Source organism: Mesorhizobium sp. WSM4810 (assembly GCF_055811235.1).
Genome location: NZ_JBVVQV010000019.1, coordinates 94,357 through 112,246, shown reverse-complemented (window position 1 = coordinate 112,246; position 17,890 = coordinate 94,357). Strand labels below are relative to the sequence as shown.

General features: G+C 64.1%; 15 protein-coding genes. 5 read left to right on the top strand and 10 right to left on the bottom strand.

The window, feature by feature from the left end; genetic code table 11:
* Positions 1 to 66: 66 nt before the first annotated feature.
* Entirely contained in the window at positions 67 to 993 is a 927-nt protein-coding gene (locus tag AC0L3O_RS24375; RefSeq protein ID WP_473616833.1) for a LysR family transcriptional regulator, read from the bottom strand.
* Between the two features lie 76 nt (positions 994 to 1,069).
* Positions 1,070 to 1,846, bottom strand: coding sequence for a DeoR/GlpR family DNA-binding transcription regulator (locus AC0L3O_RS24370; protein WP_473616849.1), 777 nt, complete (start codon positions 1,844 to 1,846; stop codon positions 1,070 to 1,072).
* A 423-nt stretch (positions 1,847 to 2,269) separates the two neighbouring features.
* On the opposite strand from AC0L3O_RS24370, the gene AC0L3O_RS24365 reads away from it, so the two are divergent.
* Together AC0L3O_RS24365 and AC0L3O_RS24360 are read left to right on the top strand one after the other, a co-directional pair.
* Positions 2,270 to 3,154 (top strand): phosphotransferase family protein, encoded by an 885-nt coding sequence (locus AC0L3O_RS24365; protein ID WP_023802867.1) that lies wholly within the window; start codon positions 2,270 to 2,272, stop codon positions 3,152 to 3,154.
* Positions 3,151 to 5,604, top strand: a complete 2,454-nt coding sequence (locus AC0L3O_RS24360) for a GcvT family protein (RefSeq protein ID WP_473616831.1) — start codon at positions 3,151 to 3,153, stop codon at positions 5,602 to 5,604. Before AC0L3O_RS24365 ends, AC0L3O_RS24360 begins: the two co-directional genes overlap by 4 nt.
* A 116-nt stretch (positions 5,605 to 5,720) precedes the next feature.
* On the opposite strand, the gene AC0L3O_RS24355 is transcribed toward AC0L3O_RS24360, so the two are convergent.
* Positions 5,721 to 6,353: a class I SAM-dependent DNA methyltransferase gene (locus AC0L3O_RS24355; protein WP_287055164.1), complete on the bottom strand. Its 633-nt coding sequence runs from the start codon at positions 6,351 to 6,353 to the stop codon at positions 5,721 to 5,723.
* Positions 6,354 to 6,511: 158 nt separating this feature from the next.
* Here AC0L3O_RS24355 and AC0L3O_RS24350 point away from each other — a divergent pair, with 158 nt between their 5' ends.
* Positions 6,512 to 7,414 carry a phosphotransferase family protein gene (locus tag AC0L3O_RS24350; RefSeq protein WP_287138410.1) on the top strand — a complete coding sequence of 301 codons (903 nt, stop codon included), beginning with the start codon at positions 6,512 to 6,514 and terminating at the stop codon, positions 7,412 to 7,414.
* Between the two features lie 41 nt (positions 7,415 to 7,455).
* Here the strand turns inward: AC0L3O_RS24350 and AC0L3O_RS24345 are convergent, their stop codons facing one another.
* From AC0L3O_RS24345 to ilvD, 4 genes are all read right to left on the bottom strand, one after another.
* Positions 7,456 to 8,376, bottom strand: coding sequence for a DMT family transporter (locus tag AC0L3O_RS24345; protein WP_287217663.1), 921 nt, complete (start codon positions 8,374 to 8,376; stop codon positions 7,456 to 7,458).
* Positions 8,377 to 8,516: 140 nt separating this feature from the next.
* Entirely contained in the window at positions 8,517 to 8,771 is a 255-nt protein-coding gene (locus AC0L3O_RS24340) for a hypothetical protein (protein ID WP_473616830.1), read from the bottom strand.
* 46 nt (positions 8,772 to 8,817) lie between these two features.
* On the bottom strand, positions 8,818 to 10,128 hold the full coding sequence (locus AC0L3O_RS24335) for an amidohydrolase family protein (RefSeq protein WP_473616828.1): 1,311 nt from the start codon (positions 10,126 to 10,128) through the stop codon (positions 8,818 to 8,820).
* Between the two features lie 28 nt (positions 10,129 to 10,156).
* Positions 10,157 to 12,001, bottom strand: coding sequence for a dihydroxy-acid dehydratase (gene ilvD, locus AC0L3O_RS24330; RefSeq protein WP_023802860.1), 1,845 nt, complete (start codon positions 11,999 to 12,001; stop codon positions 10,157 to 10,159).
* Between the two features lie 275 nt (positions 12,002 to 12,276).
* On the opposite strand from ilvD, the gene AC0L3O_RS24325 reads away from it, so the two are divergent.
* Positions 12,277 to 12,750 (top strand): VOC family protein, encoded by a 474-nt coding sequence (locus AC0L3O_RS24325; RefSeq protein ID WP_473616827.1) that lies wholly within the window; start codon positions 12,277 to 12,279, stop codon positions 12,748 to 12,750.
* Between the two features lie 280 nt (positions 12,751 to 13,030).
* Here AC0L3O_RS24325 and AC0L3O_RS24320 read toward each other — a convergent pair whose 3' ends face one another.
* The gene (locus tag AC0L3O_RS24320; protein WP_473616825.1) at positions 13,031 to 14,638 is read right to left on the bottom strand and encodes a peptide chain release factor 3; all 1,608 of its coding nucleotides are present in this window, start codon (positions 14,636 to 14,638) and stop codon (positions 13,031 to 13,033) included.
* A gap of 122 nt (positions 14,639 to 14,760) precedes the next feature.
* On the opposite strand from AC0L3O_RS24320, the gene AC0L3O_RS24315 reads away from it, so the two are divergent.
* Entirely contained in the window at positions 14,761 to 15,837 is a 1,077-nt protein-coding gene (locus AC0L3O_RS24315) for an NAD(P)/FAD-dependent oxidoreductase (RefSeq protein WP_473616824.1), read from the top strand.
* Here the strand turns inward: AC0L3O_RS24315 and AC0L3O_RS24310 are convergent.
* Entirely contained in the window at positions 15,831 to 17,114 is a 1,284-nt protein-coding gene (locus AC0L3O_RS24310; RefSeq protein WP_473616823.1) for an amidase, read from the bottom strand. The two genes, AC0L3O_RS24315 and AC0L3O_RS24310, sit on opposite strands and share 7 nt — an antisense overlap.
* The gene (locus AC0L3O_RS24305; protein ID WP_473616821.1) at positions 17,077 to 17,877 is read right to left on the bottom strand and encodes a class II glutamine amidotransferase; all 801 of its coding nucleotides are present in this window, start codon (positions 17,875 to 17,877) and stop codon (positions 17,077 to 17,079) included. The genes AC0L3O_RS24310 and AC0L3O_RS24305 overlap by 38 nt, the downstream gene beginning before the upstream one ends.
* Between the last annotated feature and the right edge of the window lie 13 nt (positions 17,878 to 17,890).

Here is a 17,890-nt window from a genome sequence, read left to right as displayed (position 1 = left end):
GTGCTGTGAAATTTCCGGTTTCGCAAATTCATTTGTCAGAAAGGCGATATCGGTTTTTCCGATAGGTCAGCGGCCGTTCTTGTCCAGCCGCTGCCGAACCATGCGCTGCGACTGGGCAAGCCCGATGAAGTCGCGCGCCGCCTGCGACAGGCCGGAGCCGCGCCGCCAGACCGTGCCGACCTGGACAACCGGCAACGAGCCCGAAATATCGCGCGATTCGATGCGGTCGCCTTCCAGCGACCATGGCCGGTAGACGAGGTCGGGCAGCAGCGCCACGCCGGCGCCGGTGGCGACGAGGCTGCGCACCGCTTCGACCGAGCGGGTGCGGAAGGCGACATGCGGCTTGGCGGCGATCGCCGCCAGCAATTTTCCGGTATTCTCTTCGATCTCGTCGACGGTCAGCATGATCAGCGGCTCCGACGCGATATCGCTGATGCCGATGATGTCGGCGCCGGACAGCGGATGGCCAAGCGGCAGCCATAGCCGGTAGGGCGAGACTTCGAGAATTTCCGATTGCAGGGCGGTGCGGTCGCGCAGGTTCGAGGTGACCATGACGGCGATGTCGAGCTTGCCGCCGATCAGCAGATGTTCGAGGTAGTCACCATTGTCCTCGATGGCCGAGATCTCGACGCCCGGATAGGCGCGGCGATAGCGGGCGAGAAGGTCGGACAGCACATAGCCGGCAACCAGCGAGGTGACGCCGAGTTGCAGCCGGCCGCCAGCCGCCGCTTGCTCGCCGGAGAAGGCGCGGCGCGCATCGGAAACATCGGCAAGGATCTTTGTCGCGTGGCGCAGGAACTGGTGGCCCTTGTGGGTAATGTTGAGGCCGCGCGGATGGCGCTCGAACAGTTCGACGCCGAGATCGCCTTCGAGCTCCTTGATCGCCTCGGTGACCGACGATTGCGAGATGGACAGGTTTTGGGCGGCGCCAGACACGGTGCCTTGCTCGGCGACGGCGATGAAGAACTGCAATTGGCGGATGGTGAAGGCCATCGCCGGACTAAACACCGGGACGGCAAGGAAGAAAAGCCGCCGATCCCAGGCTCACCGCATTACTGCTCTGGCCAGGTCAGGTCCCGCTTTCGCTGCCAGCAATGCTGAGCCGTGCGCCAGCCTGGGCAAGGGCTGCGGCGATGGCGTGCGGCGGCGGCCGATCGGTGACGAGTTCGGAAAAACCGTCGAGGCCGCAGACCTGAACCAGGCCCTGGCGGCCGAACTTGGTGTGGTCGGTGATGACGAGCGAGCGCTGGCCGCGCGACAGCACCATGCGGGCGAATTCCGCCTCGTCCAGATCATAGTCCATCACGCCGGTGACGGCATCGACCGCGCCGGTGGAGATCACAGCGTGGCTGACGGAAAAGCGGCTGACGAATGCAATGGCCGAGACGCCGAAGGCAGCGCCCGAATCGCTGCGCAGTTCGCCGCCGGCCATATAGACCTTGTTGCCGTTGACGGTGGCCAGCGTGCGGGCGATGTCGGAGGAGTTGGTGACCACCGTCAACCGCCGGTGACCGAGCAGTTCGCGGGCCAGGAAAGAGGTCGTGGTGCCGGTGTCGAGCATGATCGCTTCGCCGTCGCGGATGGTGGCGGCAACCATGCGGGCGATGGCGCGCTTGGCATCGGCATTCTCGCGCATACGCCGCTCGAACGGCGCCTCGCCGGCCATCGACGGCAGGCCGACGGCGCCATGCATCTTCAGGATCGAACCGTCACTGGTCAGCGGCTTGACGTCGCGGCGCACGGTCTCCAGCGAGACGCCCAGCCGGTCGGCCAGGCTGGCGATGGTGACGGTGCCTTCCTCATGGAGGAGACGCAGGATCTCGCCATGCCGCTTCGAGGGCATCAGTCTCACCCAATCGATTTGTTGCGCTACTGACCGCTTCTAAGGCAAATCGGCCACAGTTTACAAGAAATCCTTGTGATTTCGGGCAAAAAGCCACAAGTTGTCGTTGACAAGCCGGATCACATGGCGCGACACTGGCTTGTGACAGGCTTCGGAACTGCCACGGGAGAACGATGGCAGAGCCGCACCAAAATTCGCCTGCCCGAACGTCCGGGAAATCGTCTGACGTAAGGGAAAAGGACTTTTTTGAATCCGCGGGGGCGGATGCCGGAGTCAAAGAACCCGGCACTGGGGCTCGTCGGTGCGGTGCGGGATACCGATCCCGGGATCCCGCACCGACGAGGACTTCGCATTGCTCCCTCCTGCCGGCCGCCATCTTTGCGTCGCCCGCGACGCCTTGAACCCCGCGCAACGAGGGATTCACCCGTGACCGCCGAGGACCGCATCCGCGCGCTGCCCTGCTGGACCGGCAGCATCGAGATCGCGCCGCTGCCGGGCGGCCTGAGCAACGCCAACTATCTGGTCAAGGACGCCGCCGGGCGGCATGTCGTGCGCTTTGGCCAGGACTTTCCGTTCCATCACGTCTTTCGCGAGCGCGAGGTGATGACTGCGCGCGCGGCGCATGCCGCCGGCTTCGCGCCTGCGGTCCGCCATTCCGAGCCCGGCATCCTGGTAACGGAATTTCTCGGCGCCAAGACTTTTGTCGCCGAGGACGTCCGCGCCAATATCGACCGCGTCGCCGCCCTGATGCGCGGCTTCCATCGCGAGATGCCCAATCATGTCTCCGGCGCCGGCTTCATGTTCTGGGTATTCCATGTCATCCGCGACTATGCGCGCACGCTGGAGGAAGCCGACAGCCGCATGCGAAGCGAGTTGCCGCGGCTGCTGACGCTTGCAGACGAGCTCGAACGGGCGCAGAAATTGCTGCCGATCGTCTTCGGTCATAATGACCTTCTGCCGGCTAATATTCTCGATGACGGCCACAGGCTGTGGCTGATCGATTTCGAATATGCCGGCTTCAACACGGCGATGTTCGACCTCGCCGGCGTCGCCTCGAACGCCACCATGAACGACGAGGAGTCCTTCGCCTTCCTGACCGCCTATTTCATGAAGGAGCCGGACGAGGCGATCCGCCGCTCGCATGCGGCCATGCAATGCGCATCGCTGCTACGCGAGGCGATGTGGAGCATGGTTTCCGAACTCTATCTCGACGCACCAGGCATCGACTACGTTGCCTATACCGACGAAAACCTGACGCGGCTCGATGCCGCGCTGGAAAACTACAGAACAAAATACGGACAGATATCATGACCTTGCCCGCCCACGCCGAGATCGTCGTCATCGGCGGCGGCATAATCGGCTGTTCGACGGCTTATCATCTGGCGCGTGACCACAAGGCCGATGTCGTGCTCCTGGAACAGGGCAAACTGACTTCGGGCTCGACATGGCATGCGGCGGGGCTGGTCGGTCAATTGCGGTCTTCGGCCTCGATCACCCGCGTGCTCAAATATTCGGTCGATCTCTACAAGGGACTGGAAGCCGAAACCGGGCTGGCCACCGGTTGGAAGATGACCGGATGCCTCAGGCTCGCCACCAATGCCGACCGCTGGATCGAGTACAAGAGGCTGGCGACGACGGCGAAGAGCTTCGGCATGGACATGCAGTTGCTGTCACCGGCCGAGGTCAAGGCGATGTGGCCGCTGCTGGCAACCGGCGATCTCGTCGGCGCCAACTGGCTGCCGACCGACGGCCAGGCAAACCCTTCCGACATCACGCAGTCGCTGGCCAAAGGCGCGCGCATGCATGGCGCTAGGCTGTTCGAGGATGTCCGCGTCACCGGCTTCGACATGCAGGAGGGCCGCATCACAACGGTAAAGACCAACAGGGGCGATATCGCCTGCGACAAGGTGGTGAACTGTGCCGGGCAATGGGCGCGGCAGGTGGGAGCGCTAGCCGGCATCAACGTGCCGCTGCAGCCGGTGAAGCACCAGTACCTCGTCACCGAAAGAATAGACGGGTTGGCGACCGATGCGCCGACGATCCGCGACCCCGACCGCCGCATTTATTTCAAGGAGGAGGTCGGCGGGCTGGTGATGGGCGGCTATGAGCCGAACCCGCAAGCCTGGACGACCGATCTTCCCGGCGGCGATGTCCCTGACGACTGGCAGTTCCGGCTGTTCGACGACGATTACGATCATTTCGAGCAGCATATGAACCAGGCAATCACGCGGGTTCCGGCGCTCGAAACCGTCGGCGTCAAGCAGATGATCAACGGGCCGGAGAGCTTCACGCCGGACGGCAATTTCATTCTCGGCGTGGCACCCGAATGCGCCAACATGTTCGTCGGCGCCGGCTTCAACGCCTTCGGCATCGCGGCAGGCGGCGGCGCCGGCTGGGTGCTGGCGCAGTGGGTCGTCGACGGCGAGGCGCCACTCGACCTGTGGGTGGTCGATATCAGGCGCTTTTCCGACCTGCACCGCGACCGGCAATGGGTCCGCGACCGCACGCTGGAAGCCTATGGCAAGCACTATACGATCGGCTTCCCGCATGAAGAGTATGCCACGGGCCGGCCACGGATCGTGTCGCCGCTCTATGAACGGCTGCAAAAGCACCGCGCCGTGTTCGGCTCCAAGCTCGGTTGGGAGCGGCCGAACTGGTTTGCGCCCGAAGGCGTCGAGCCGAAGGACATCTATTCGATGGGCCGGCAGAACTGGTTTTCGCCGGTCGGCGACGAGCACCGGCACGTGCGCGAACACGTGGGCATCTTCGACCAATCGTCCTTCGCCAAATACGAAATGACCGGTGCGGATGCGCTGAAGGCGCTCGACTGGATCTGCGCCAACGACGTCGCCAAGCCGGTCGGCCGGCTGACCTACACGCAGCTTCTCAACACGCGCGGCGGCATCGAGGCCGACCTGACCGTGGCGCGGCTCGGCGAAGACCGATTCTACGTCGTCACCGGCACCGGCTTTAGGACGCATGACTTCTCGTGGATCGGCGACCATGTCGGCAACCAGCTCGACGTGACGCTCACCGATGTCACCGAGGATTTCGGCACGCTGTCGCTGATGGGGCCGCGGGCCCGCGACGTGCTGGCTGCGGTGACCCACGCGGACGTGTCGAACACCGCTTTCCCGTTCGGACACGTGCGGGAAATCTCCATCGCCGGCACCACAGTTAGGGCGCTGCGCGTCACCTATGTCGGCGAGCTCGGCTGGGAGCTGCATGTGCCGATCGCGGCGACGGGCGAAATCTTCGACGCTCTGATGGCGGCGGGCGAGGAGCACAGCATCCGCCCGGTCGGCTACAGGGCGCTGGAATCGCTGCGGCTGGAAAAAGGCTACCGCGCCTGGGGCTCCGACATCACGCCCAACGACACGCCGCAGGAGGCCGGCCTTGGCTGGGCGGTGAAGCTTCGCAAGAACACAGATTTTCTCGGGCGGCGGGCGCTGGAAGAGATCGGCGGCGCGGTTCTGAAAAAACGCTTTGCCGGCTTCACCGTCGACGATTGCGAGATCGTGCTGCTCGGGCGCGAAACGATCCTGCGCAACAGCGAGCCGGTCGGCTACCTGACCAGCGGCGGCTATGGCTACACGGTCGGAAAGAACATCGGCTACGGCTATGTGCACAACGCCGACGGCGTCAGCGACGATTTCCTCACCTGCGGCGACTACGAGCTGGTGGTGGCTATGGAGCGGACGCCGGCAAAAATCCATCTCGAGCCGCTTTACGACCCGGCCGGAGAAAGGATCAGAGCCTAAAGCGCGTCGCGTCTGAACGGATTCATGCGAGGCGCTTTAAGTAACTTGTTTCTATGCATGTCGTTATCGCAAAACCGCTGCGCACTTTTGCGCGACATGCATAAGAGCGGGGATGGTCAGTTCACGCGCAGAACGAGACCGCGGCTGGGCACGGTGTCAGCCTCGCCCGGCATGGAGACATAGGGCGATGTCTCCTCGGCGCGCGTGACGACGCCCTTCGCCTCAAGGTCGTCTATCCCTGCGGAAAAGCCGGCGTCCCACAGGGTGTTCTTGACCGTCAGCACGATTATCCCGCCCGGCCGGCAGATGCGGATCAGTTCGTCCAGCCCCTCAGCGCCGACATGGCCCGAGGTGAAGACGCCGGCCGATATGATCCCGGCATAGGCATCATCCGCGAAGGGCAGCGGGCCGCCGAGCGCCAGGCAGTGAAGCGCCGAATAGACGCCCTTGCGCGCTGCCTGGGCCAGCATGCCTTCGGAAATGTCGAGCGCCTCGACCTGCGGATAGCCCGCGATCTTCAGCCACTCGCCGATGAGCCCGGTGCCGGCACCGGCATCGAGGAGCGGTGCCGCGCCGCGCGGCAGGTGGCGGGCAAGCAGGGCAAGGCAGATGGTCGGATGGCGATAACCGGCCGCCGACATGTCGGCATCGTAGGTGTCGGACCAGCGGTCGTAGAGCGCCGCCACCTCCTCTGGCCGCTTCGCTGCATAGGCCGCGGCGAGCGCGCCTTTGTTTTTCCTGTCCGCCATTACAGTCTCGTCCGCAAATCAAAGCGCCGCAGCGTTCTTAGCGCGTCCTGCAGGAACGCACGGCGCTGGAGTGAACCGCATGCAAGCGATGATAGCCAAACGGCGAAATTTGTGGAACCGTCGTCACCACAAATAGACGCGAAAAGAGGGCAGAAGCGATGGTGGACGAGGAAGCACGCGCGGCGCTTGCAGCCATTCCGGCGCTGGCCGGCTACGAGGGACCGCTGGAGCGGCTGGGTGGCCTCACCAACCTCGTCTTCAGGGCTGGAGATGCCTGCCTGCGGATTCCCGGCAAGGGCACGCAGGAGTATATCAACCGCGCCAACGAGGCGGTGGCGGCGCGGGAGGCAGCGATGGCCGGCGTCAGCCCCGAGCTGCTGCATGTCGACGGCGAGACAGGCGTGATGGTGACGCGCTTCATCGCGGGCGCCGAGACGATGTCGCCGGATAAATTCAAGACCCGGCCGGGCAGTCCGGCGCGTGCCGGCAAAGCCTTCCGCAGATTGCATACATCCGGCGCGGTGTTTCCCTTCCGCTTCGAGCTGTTTGCGATGATCGACGACTACCTGAAGGTGCTGTCGACCAAGGACGTCGCCCTGCCTGCCGGTTACCACGACGTCGTTATGGAGGCGGAAACCGTGCGCTCGGCGCTTGCCGCGCATCCCCTGCCTCTCGTCGCCTGCCACTGCGATCCGCTGTGCGAAAATTTTCTCGATACGGGCGACAGGATGTGGATCGTCGACTGGGAATATTCCGGCATGAACGACCCGCTTTGGGATCTCGGCGACCTCAGCGTCGAAGGCCAGTTTGATACGGCGCAGGAGGACGAGATGATGGGCGCCTATTTCGGTGGCGAGCCGACGCCGGCGGAGCGCGGCCGCATCGTCATCTACAAGGCGATGTGCGATCTCTTGTGGACGCTGTGGGGACTGATCCAGCTTGCCAACAGCAATCCGGCCGATGATTTCCGCGCCTATGCCGACGGTCGCTTTTCACGCTGCAGGGCGCTGATGGAGACGGCCGACTTCTCAACGCATCTGGCGGCGGTGCGCGCCGGGTAGGTGCCAAAACTCTGAACCTTAAGGCACCAGAAATCTGGACCCTAGTTGACACCTTTCGGCACGTTTTCGGGCGGCACCGTGTCGACTACTTTCTGGCGATGGAAGATGAATAGGCCGGCCAGCACGATGATGCCCGAGCCGATCAGGATGCGCGGGCCGGGCATGTCGCCGAAGAAGGCCAGCCCGAAGATGACGGCCCACAGCAGCAGGCTGTAATGCAGCGGCGCCAGCGTCGACGCCGGCGCCAGCTTCAGCGCCCTGGTGATCATCAGATGCGCGCCGCAGGAGACGATGCCAAGAAGCAGCATGGCGCCGAAATCGAGCGAGGACGGCGTCTGCCAGTTGCCGATGGTGAGAAACCCGCCGACCAGCAGCGTGCCGATGGTTTGCCAGGTAACGAGCGAGGTGTCGCTGGTGCCGCGCAACCGACGGTTGAGGATGATGGCGAACGCGAATGAAATGCTTCCGGCCAGCGCGAAGGTCGACGACAGCGAAAACGCGGCCGAGGACGGTTCGAGCATGATCAGCACACCGCAGAACCCGACCAGGATCGCCATCCAGCGGCGCCAGCCGACCTTTTCACCAAGCAGCAGGTGGGACAGCGCCGCCACGTAGATCGGCCCCGCCATGTAGAAGCTCATGACGTCGGCGAGCGGCAGATAGACGACGGCGGCGTAGAACAGCGCCGTGTCGAGCGTTGTCATGACGACGCGCAAGACCTGCAGTTCCAGGCGCTCCATGCGGAACAGCCTGGCCGCGCCTTGACGCGCGATCATCGGACCGAGCACGAAAAAGGCGCCGATGGAACGGATCAGCACGACCTGGCCGACGGAAAAGCTGGCGACCAGCCATTTACCCATCGCATCATTCAACGCAAACAGGAAATCGCCGGCCAGCATCAGCAGAATGCCAGCCAAAAGCACGTTCCTGATCTTCGAATTCTGGGCTGTTGGCTGTGCCATCCCGATGTCGCTTCCTCCCGCATGAAAGCCCGGTGAGCAGCGTCGTAGACGCAAGCGGCCACTTTGACGAGCGGAAATCGGGAAGCCGGCCAGACCAGGGACCGGAAATCGGCTGGGCCTGTACGGACGATCGCAACGGCCTACTTTGGCCGTGGCCGAATGATAACCGGACGATAGATCACCGGCCGATCCCAAGGATTGAAGACCGACGCACTTCTGAGCTCGGCGCGGCGCGCCAGATCGATGCGCTGCAGACATTCGGCGAAGGCATCATTCTTCCTGACGAAGCCGTAGGAACGGCATTTCGCCTCGTCTGCGGCACGACGGTCTTCGGCCGTCATGCAGCCTGCACAGGTCGCCGCCAACACGACCACCATCGCCGCCTTGTGCCACATGACATCCTCCTCGGCATAAAACTTGAGGTTGATTGTAGACTTGCGGTCAGGACCTATCAATCTGATCGATGGAGTTTTGAGACCGGCGATGCCTGCGGTTCACTGTTGCCGGCCGTCCGGCGATCGAGAGCCGTGTTTCCTGCCTGGCCCGCTCGGCCACCACCTTGCCCCTGGCGATGACACAGAGTCGCTCGGGACGCAGGCGCAAGGCCTCGACCGGATCGCCGGCATCGAGGACGACGAGGCTGGCGCGCTTGCCGACCGACAGGCCGAAATGGTCGAGGCACATGATGGCGGCGTTGACGTTGGTGACCATGTCGAAGCAGCGCGCCATGTCGGCCGGGCTCGACATCTGGGCGACGTGAAGGCCCATGAAGGCGACGTCGAGCATGTCGGCGGTGCCCAGCGAATACCAGGGGTCGAGCACGCAATCCTGACCCCAGCCGACGCGGATACCGTGGGCAAGCATTTCCTTGACCCGCGTCAGGCCGCGGCGTTTGGGGAATGTGTCGTGGCGGCCCTGCAGCATGATGTTGATCAGCGGATTGGGGATCGCCGAGACGCCTGCCTCGGCGATCAGCGGCAACAGCTTCGAGACATAGTAATTGTCCATCGAGTGCATCGACGTAAGATGCGAGCCTGCGACCCTGCCCTGCAGGCCGAGGCGTTGCGTCTCATAGGCCAGTTGTTCGATATGGCGCGACAGCGGATCATCGGTCTCGTCGCAATGCAGGTCGACCATGAGGCCGCGTTCTGCCGCGATTTCGCACAGTTCCGTCACCGAACGCGTGCCGTCGGCCACGGTGCGCTCGAAATGCGGAATACCGCCGACGATGTCGACACCCATGTCGAGCGCGCGGATGGTGTTATCGCGCGCCGTCGGCGAGCGATAAAACCCATCCTGCGGGAAGGCGACCAGTTGCAGGTCGATATAGGGCGCGACGGTCTTCTTCACATCGAGCAGAGCTTCGACCGCCAGCAGCCTGGTATCGCAGACATCGACATGACTGCGGATGGCGAGCAGGCCCATGGACACTGCCCAGTCGCAATAGGCGAGCGCGCGGTCGCGCACCGCTTCGTGCGTCAACAGCGGCTTCAGTTCGCCCCACAGCGAGATGCCTTCGAGCAGCGTGCCCGACACGTTGATGCGCGGGATGCCTAGCGAGAGCGTGGCGTCCATGTGAAAATGCGGATCGACGAAGGGCGGCGAGATCAGATTGCCATGGGCGTCGATCGCCGTGCCCGCGCCAGCGTTCAGCTCCGGCTCGATGGCCGCGATCGTCTCGCCGATGATGCCGATATCGGCGATCCTGCCGTCGGGCAGCGTGCCGCCGCGGACGATAAGGTCGAAATCCATCTACCGTCATCCCTTTGAAGAAGCGAACCTATTCCGGCACATACCTTACCGCACCCTTTGCAGCACTGGTCGCCATCGAGGCGTAGGCGCGCAAGGCCATTGTCACCTTGCGCTTGCGCTTTTCCTCGGGCTTCCAGGCGGCGGCTCCCTTGGCCTCCATCGCGGCGCGGCGGGCGGCCAGTTCGGCATCGTCGACTGCAAGCCGGATGGTGCGGTTCGGGATATCGATCTCGATCGTATCGCCCTCATGCACCAGCCCGATCAGCCCGCCTTCCGCCGCCTCGGGAGAAGCATGGCCTATCGACAGGCCGGAGGTGCCGCCGGAGAAGCGGCCATCGGTGACCAGCGCGCAGGCCTTGCCGAGGCCCTTCGACTTCAAATAGCTGGTCGGATAGAGCATTTCCTGCATCCCGGGGCCGCCGCGCGGCCCTTCGTAGCGGATGACGACGACATCGCCGGCTTTGATCTCGTTGGACAGGATCGCCTTGACGCTGGCGTCCTGGCTTTCGAACACCCTGGCCGGGCCGGTGAATTTCAGGATCGATTCATCGACGCCCGCGGTCTTCACGATACAGCCGTCGAGCGCCAGGTTGCCTTTCAGCACGGCAAGGCCACCATCCTTGGAAAAAGGATATTGGGCCGAGCGGATGACACCCTTCTCCCGGTCGAGATCGAGTTCGTCCCAGCGGCGATCCTGGCTGAAGGCGACCTGCGTCGGCACGCCGCCCGGGGCCGCCAGAAAGAAGTCGCGGACATTCTGGCTTGACGTGCGCGAGATATCCCAATGGTCGAGCGCTTCGCCGAGGCTTGCGGTGTGCACGGTCGGCAGGTCGCGGTTGATCAGTCCGGCGTTATCGAGCTGGCCGAGGATCGCCATGATGCCGCCGGCGCGGTGGACGTCTTCCATGTGCACATCCGCCTTGGCGGGGGCAACCTTGCATAGCACCGGCACCTTGCGTGACAGCGCGTCAATGTCGTCCTGACCGAAATCGATCTCGCCCTCATGCGCGGCAGCCAGGATGTGCAGCACGGTGTTGGTCGAGCCGCCCATGGCGATGTCGAGCGTCATGGCGTTCTCGAAGGCGCCCTTCGAGGCGATGCTGCGCGGCAGCGCGGTGTCGTCGTCCTGCTCGTAGTAGCGCTGCGCGAGATCGACGATCAGGTGGCCGGCCTCGACGAACAGCCGCCTGCGGTCGACGTGCGTCGCCAACGTCGAACCGTTGCCGGGCAGCGAAAGGCCGAGCGCCTCGGTCAGGCAATTCATCGAATTGGCGGTGAACATGCCCGAGCAGGAGCCGCAGGTCGGGCAGGCCGAGCGCTCGATGGTCTTGACGTCCTCGTCGGAGATCTTGTCGTCGGCAGCCGCGACCATCGCGTCGACCAGATCGAGCGCCTGCGTCTTGCCGGCAAGCACCACCTTGCCGGCCTCCATCGGGCCGCCGGAGACGAAGACGGTCGGGATGTTGAGACGCAGCGACGCCATCAGCATGCCCGGCGTGATCTTGTCGCAATTCGAGATGCAGACCATGGCGTCGGCGCAGTGGGCGTTGACCATATATTCGACCGAGTCGGCGATCAGCTCGCGCGAAGGCAGCGAATAGAGCATGCCGTCATGACCCATGGCGATGCCGTCGTCGACAGCGATGGTGTTGAACTCCTTGGCGACGCCGCCGGCCTTCTCGATCTCGCGGGCGACCAGTTGGCCGAGATCCTTGAGATGGACGTGGCCCGGAACGAACTGGGTGAAGGAATTGACGACAGCGATGATCGGCTTGCCGAAATCGGAATCCTTCATGCCGGTGGCGCGCCACAGGCCGCGGGCGCCGGCCATGTTACGGCCATGGGTAGTGGTGCGGGAACGGTAGGCGGGCATTAAACTGTCCTTGCTGTTTGCGTCGTCCGAACAGGGGCGGAAAACCGGAATTGAGCGGCGTTATATACGCCACCGTCTGGTCTGGCCACGGTTTTGCGATGCGCCGGATCTTGAGCCAAAGACGGCAAGCCGGTCCAGGCAGTAAAAAAAGTCAGAGGTGCTGTCGGATCGTGTTTTGTTTGAGCGTCCTTGGGCAGACGGCGGCGACCGGCATCAATCGCCAGCCGGCCGTTGGACGCGTGAAAACAAGCCAAAACAGCCCAAGGAGCAAGAAAATGCAAAAGATCACCCCCTGCCTGTGGTTCGACGACCAGGCCGAGGAGGCCATGAACCATTACATCTCCATCTTCAAGAACTCGAAGGTGCTGAGCGTGATGCGCTGGCCCAAGGGCAGCGGCGATAATGAGGGCAAGGTGCTGGTGACCTATTTCGAGCTCGACGGTGTGCAGTTCCAGGCGCTCAACGGCGGGCCGCAATTCAAGTTCACCGAGGCAGTCTCGCTCTCCATCCACTGCAATACGCAGGAGGAGGTCGACTATTTCTGGGAAAGGCTCATCGAGGGCGGTGGCGAGCCCAGCCAGTGCAGCTGGCTGAAGGACAAATTCGGCGTCTCCTGGCAGGTCGTGCCGGAGCAATTGCCGAGGCTGCTGCAGGACCCCGACACGGAAAAGGCCGGCCGCGTCATGCAGGCGATGATGCAAATGACCAAGATCGACATCGCCAAGATCGAAGAGGCCGCCAGGGGGTGAGTGAGACGCTCCCGACAGGCGATCTTTGCCCGATTTTGGGAATATCAACTGCCAAAGTCGGCGCCGTCCCTCACCTGCCTGCCGGCATCCTCTCCCCGTATAGTGACGGGGAGAGGGGCGCTCTCATACATGATTTCGCCAATTACCCACGTTGCAGGAAGGGCGTTGGCGTTGCGGCCAGCCCCCCTTCTCCCCGTCACTATACGGGGAGAAGGTGCCGGCAGGCGGATGAAGGGCGGCGCAACGCGCGAGTGTGATCTTGGCGGCCATACGGCAACGGTCAAGCCGCCTTGTCGCGGACCTGGTAATCCTTGACCGCGGCGAAGCGGATCGCCTTCCAGCGCTCGGCCTCGTAGTTGAGCGAAAAGGCGTGCTGGGCAAGGAACACCGGATCGTGGTCGAGGTCGCGGGCAATGTCGCCGCGATGCGCCTCGATGAAGCGATGCACCTCGGCCTTGTCGTCGGCCGATATCCAGCGGCAGACGGAAAAGCGCGACATCTCGAAATCGACCGGCAGCGTGTATTCGATATTCAGCCGCTCCTTCAGCACGTCGAGCTGCAGCGCACCGACGACGCCGACGATTGCCGGCGAACCGTCTTCTGGCGAGAACAGTTGCACGACGCCTTCCTCGGCCATCTGGTGCAGCGCCTCCTTCAGCTTCTTGGCCTTCATCGCGTCGCCGAGACGGACGCGGCGCAGGATTTCCGGCGCGAAATTCGGCACGCCGCGGAACAGGATCTCCTCGCCCTCGGTCAGCGTATCGCCGATGCGCAGCGTGCCGTGGTTGGGGATGCCGACGACGTCGCCGGCAAAGGCCTCGTCGGCGGTGACGCGGGTGCGGGCGAAGAAGAATTGCGGCGCCGACAGGCTCATCGGTTTTCCCGTGCGTACCAGCTTGGCCTTCATGCCGCGCTCGAGCTTGCCCGAGCAGACGCGGACGAAGGCGATGCGGTCGCGGTGGTTGGGATCCATGTTGGCCTGGATCTTGAAGACGAAGGAGGTCATCTTATCCTCGGTCGCCTCCACCTTGCGGGTGTCGGCCTCCTGCGCGCGCGGCGGCGGTCCGTAGGCGCCAAGCGCCTCGATCAGATCGCGCACGCCGTAGTTGCGCAGCGCCGAACCGAAATAGACCGGCGTCAGATGGCCCTCGCGGAACGCACCGATGTCGAGCGGACGGCAGGCTTCGCGCGCCAGCTCCAGCTCCTCAATGAAAGCCTCGCGCTCGTTCTCCGGCAACAGGCCGGCGACGCGGTTGGAGTCGGGACCGTTGACCGGCGTGCGTTCTTTCTCCGCGTCGCCCTTGCGCACGGCATTCAGCGCCAGATGATAGGTGCCGGAAAAGGTCTTGCCGCGGCCGATCGGCCAGGTGATCGGAGCGGTGTCCAGCGCCAGCTTCTGCTCGATCTCGTCGAGGATCTCGAATGGGTCGCGGCTTTCGCGGTCCATCTTGTTGACGAAGGTGATGATCGGGATGTCACGCAGCCGACAGACCTCGAACAGTTTTAGCGTGCGCGGCTCGATACCCTTGGCGGCGTCGATGACCATGACCGCCGCATCGACCGCCGACAGCGTGCGATAGGTATCGTCGGCGAAATCCTCGTGACCGGGCGTATCGAGCAGGTTGAAGACATTGTCCTCATACTCGAAGGTCATTACCGAGGTGACGACCGAAATGCCGCGCTCGCGCTCGATCTTCATCCAGTCCGACCGGGTCTGGATGCGATCCTTCTTGGCCTTGACCTCGCCGGCAAGCTGGATGGCACCGCCGAACAGCAGCAGCTTTTCGGTCAGCGTCGTCTTGCCGGCGTCCGGATGCGCGATGATCGCGAAAGTGCGGCGGCGCGCCACCGCGTTCGTGATGTCTTCAGCCAATTTATGGAATCCCATGTGGTGCGCGGGCTTCTAGCAGCGCTTTTGCAGCCTGTCGAACAATTTTGGGCGGTTGCCCGGCCTTGAGATAGGTCCGCCGCAATGGCATCAACATGAGGCGGTTCGATAAAGGTCCATCCATGAGCGCAGCCAAGCACGTCATCGTCGTCGGCGCCGGCATCATCGGCGCGTCCATCGGCTGGCATCTGGCGAAGGCTGGCGCGAACGTGACGATCATTGCCGACAGCGGCGCCGGCGGCGTCGCCACGCCGAATTCCTTTGCCTGGATCAATGCCAGCTGGGGCAATCCAGAGCCGTATTTCCGGCTGCGTAGCCGTTCGATGGCCGAATGGACGCGGCTTGCTCATGACGTGCCCGGCATTCCGCTCGCCTGGTGCGGCGGCCTGTGCTGGGACCTGCCGCCGGCCGAGCTTGAGGCCTATGCCGCCGAGCATTCCGCCTGGGGCTACGGGATCGAGCGCGTCGACCGCGTGGGAGCCGCACGTATAGAGCCCAATTTGACCGAGCTTCCCGACTTCGCCCTTCACGTCGCTGAGGAGGGCGTGGCCGAACCGGTCGCGGCCACGCAGACGCTGCTGGCCGACGCCGAGCGGGTTGGCGCGCGGGTGATTACCAGCACGACAGTCACCGCGCTGATACAGACCAATGGCAGAATTAGCGGCGTCGATACGTCAGGCGGACCGATTGTCGCCGACGAGGTGGTGATCGCGGCCGGCGCCGGCTCTGCGGCAATTGCGGCAACGGCCGGGCTAAAACTGCCGATCGAGACGCCGCCCGGCCTGATCGTCCATTCACGCCCGTACGAAAAGCTGCTCAACGGCCTGGTGATCGGCGACCGGCTGCACATGCGCCAGACTGCCGAGGGCCGCATCATCGCCGGCTCGGATTTCGGCGGCGCCGATCCGGGCATGGATGCCGAAGCCACAGCCCGCGAGTTGTATGCGTCGATGAAAACCATGCTGCGCGGCGCCGACCGGCTGGATCTCGATTTTCACACTGTCAGCTATCGGCCGACGCCGATTGACGGCTTTCCGATCATCGGACGGGCTCAAGGCGTGAGCGGCCTCTATGTCGCGGTCATGCATTCCGGCATCACCCTGGCGCCTGCCGTCGGCCTGTTCGCCGGCCGGGAAATACTGGACGACGCGCGCGACCCGCTGCTTGAGCCCTATGGGTTGGCGCGGTTTGCTCAATAGCCGGGCGGAGGGCGAAAACCGCCGCTCAGCGGCGCTATCGCCCTGGCGATGCCAAGCAGCCGCGATTCTGACCAGCGACGGCCGACCAGCTGCAGGCCGATGGGCAGGCCGTCGCGGTCCTGCCCGCAGGGCATCGACAGTGCCGGGTGGCCGCTGTAGTTGAACACCGCGCCATAGGCTGGCAGCAGCCAGTAGCTCTGCTCCCTGTCATCGACCTTGATTGGTGTTCCCGGCTCGCAATGCGGAAAGGCCGTGGTCATGGCGACGGGGCAAAGCAAGACATCGCAACCTTCGAAAAACCAGTCCCAGGCAAGGATTGACTGGTCGCGGCGGGCGAGCGCCTCGAACCAGCGCGAGACCGGTGTCGGGTCTTCTGGCGGCTCCGGTTGCGCAGCCTCCAGCATCATGCCGATCAGCGCGCCGCCTTGCGTCAGATCGTCATGCAGGTCGAGCGTCGGCAGTCTTGCTTCCTCGACGGCTGCCCCCGCAGACTTGAGTTGCTCGGCCAGACTTTCGACCGCGGCCCTGATCTCGCCGGCTACCGGAAAACCCGGAAAGGCCGGCGCGAAGGCGATGCGCAGGGTCTTGGGATCAACCTCCGGCGTGCCCTCGACAGGCACCGGGGCAAGGTCGGTGTCGCTGCCATCCGGTCCTGCAATGATCCTCAGGATCAGCGCCAGATCTTCGACGTTGCGGGCCAGCGGACCGATGCAGGACATCAGCCGTACGCCGCGCGGTACGCCACCGGGATCGGGAAAGGCGCCGGCCAAGGAGACGCGATGCTCGGTCGGCTTGAGGCCGTAGACGCCGCAGAAGGCTGCCGGCAGGCGGATCGAATCCTGCATGTCGGTGCCGAGTTCGAATGGCGTCATGCCCGCGCAAAGTGCTGCCGCAGCTCCCCCGCTGGAACCGCCGGCGGTGCGCGATAGATCCCACGGATTACTGGTGCGGCCGAACAGTGGGTTGTTCGACTGCCAGTCGCCCAGCATCGTTGCGACATTTGTCTTGCCGACGAACACGCCGCCGGCCGCCTTCAACCTGACGACGATCGGGCTGTCTTTTCTCGCCACATAGTCGGCAAAAGGCGGGAAGCCGACCGTCGTCTTCATCCCCAGTGTTTCGTGGGTGTCCTTCAGCGTAAACGGCACGCCGTGCAGCGGCCCGAGAGCGTCGCCGCGCGCCTGCGAGGGTCTGTTGAGGGGGGCGCTGTCCCGCGATGTTGCCGCGATAGCGAGGGAGCTACACGGCCAGCGCCAGTCTTGCCGGATCCGGCGCAAATGGACGAGTGGTCATGCCGTCTCTGGTAATGGTGACGAAGCTAGAGGGCGGGATCGGCTGCCAGTCGCCGCCATCACGGTCGAAAGGCTCCGACATCAGGCATCGCCCGCCGCCGTTGCGGAAGACGGAGGTGTAGAGCGTCGGCGCGTGGGCATCGGTCGCATAGCGCACCGCATGGAGCGATTCGCCGTCCGACAAGGCGGCGGTAAGCATCAGCGCCGGTTCGAAGCCGGCGCGGCGCGAGGCGTCGATCACCCGCGCCGTAGCGCGCGACACCGCGCCTTGCGGATCGCCCGCCAGACCCTCGTCGATCATCAGGAGAAAGAAAAGTTCGGAATCGGTGGTGCCCTCGCGCCGATCGAAGACATCGTCGGAGAGCGCGTTTTCCAGCGCGCGGCGGATTCTTTCGAAGCCGCCGATCTGGCCGTTGTGCATGAACGACCAGCGGCCGGCAGTGAAGGGATGACAGTTCATGCGGCTGGTGGCGCCGCCGGTCGAGGCGCGCACATGGGCAAGGAACAGGCTGGACCTGATCTGCCGGCACAGGCTCTTCAGATTGGGATCGGACCAGGCCGGCAGGATGTCGCGATACAGGCCCGGTTCGGGCCGGTCGCCGTACCAGGCGAGACCAAAGCCATCGCCATTGGTCGGCGACTTGGCTTCCTGGGCGCAATGGCTCTGGGCGATCAGCGAATGGCAGGGCGCCGTGACGATGTCTTCCAGGAAAACCGCTTCGCCGAGGTAGGCCGCCCACCGGCACATTCGCTTAATCCCC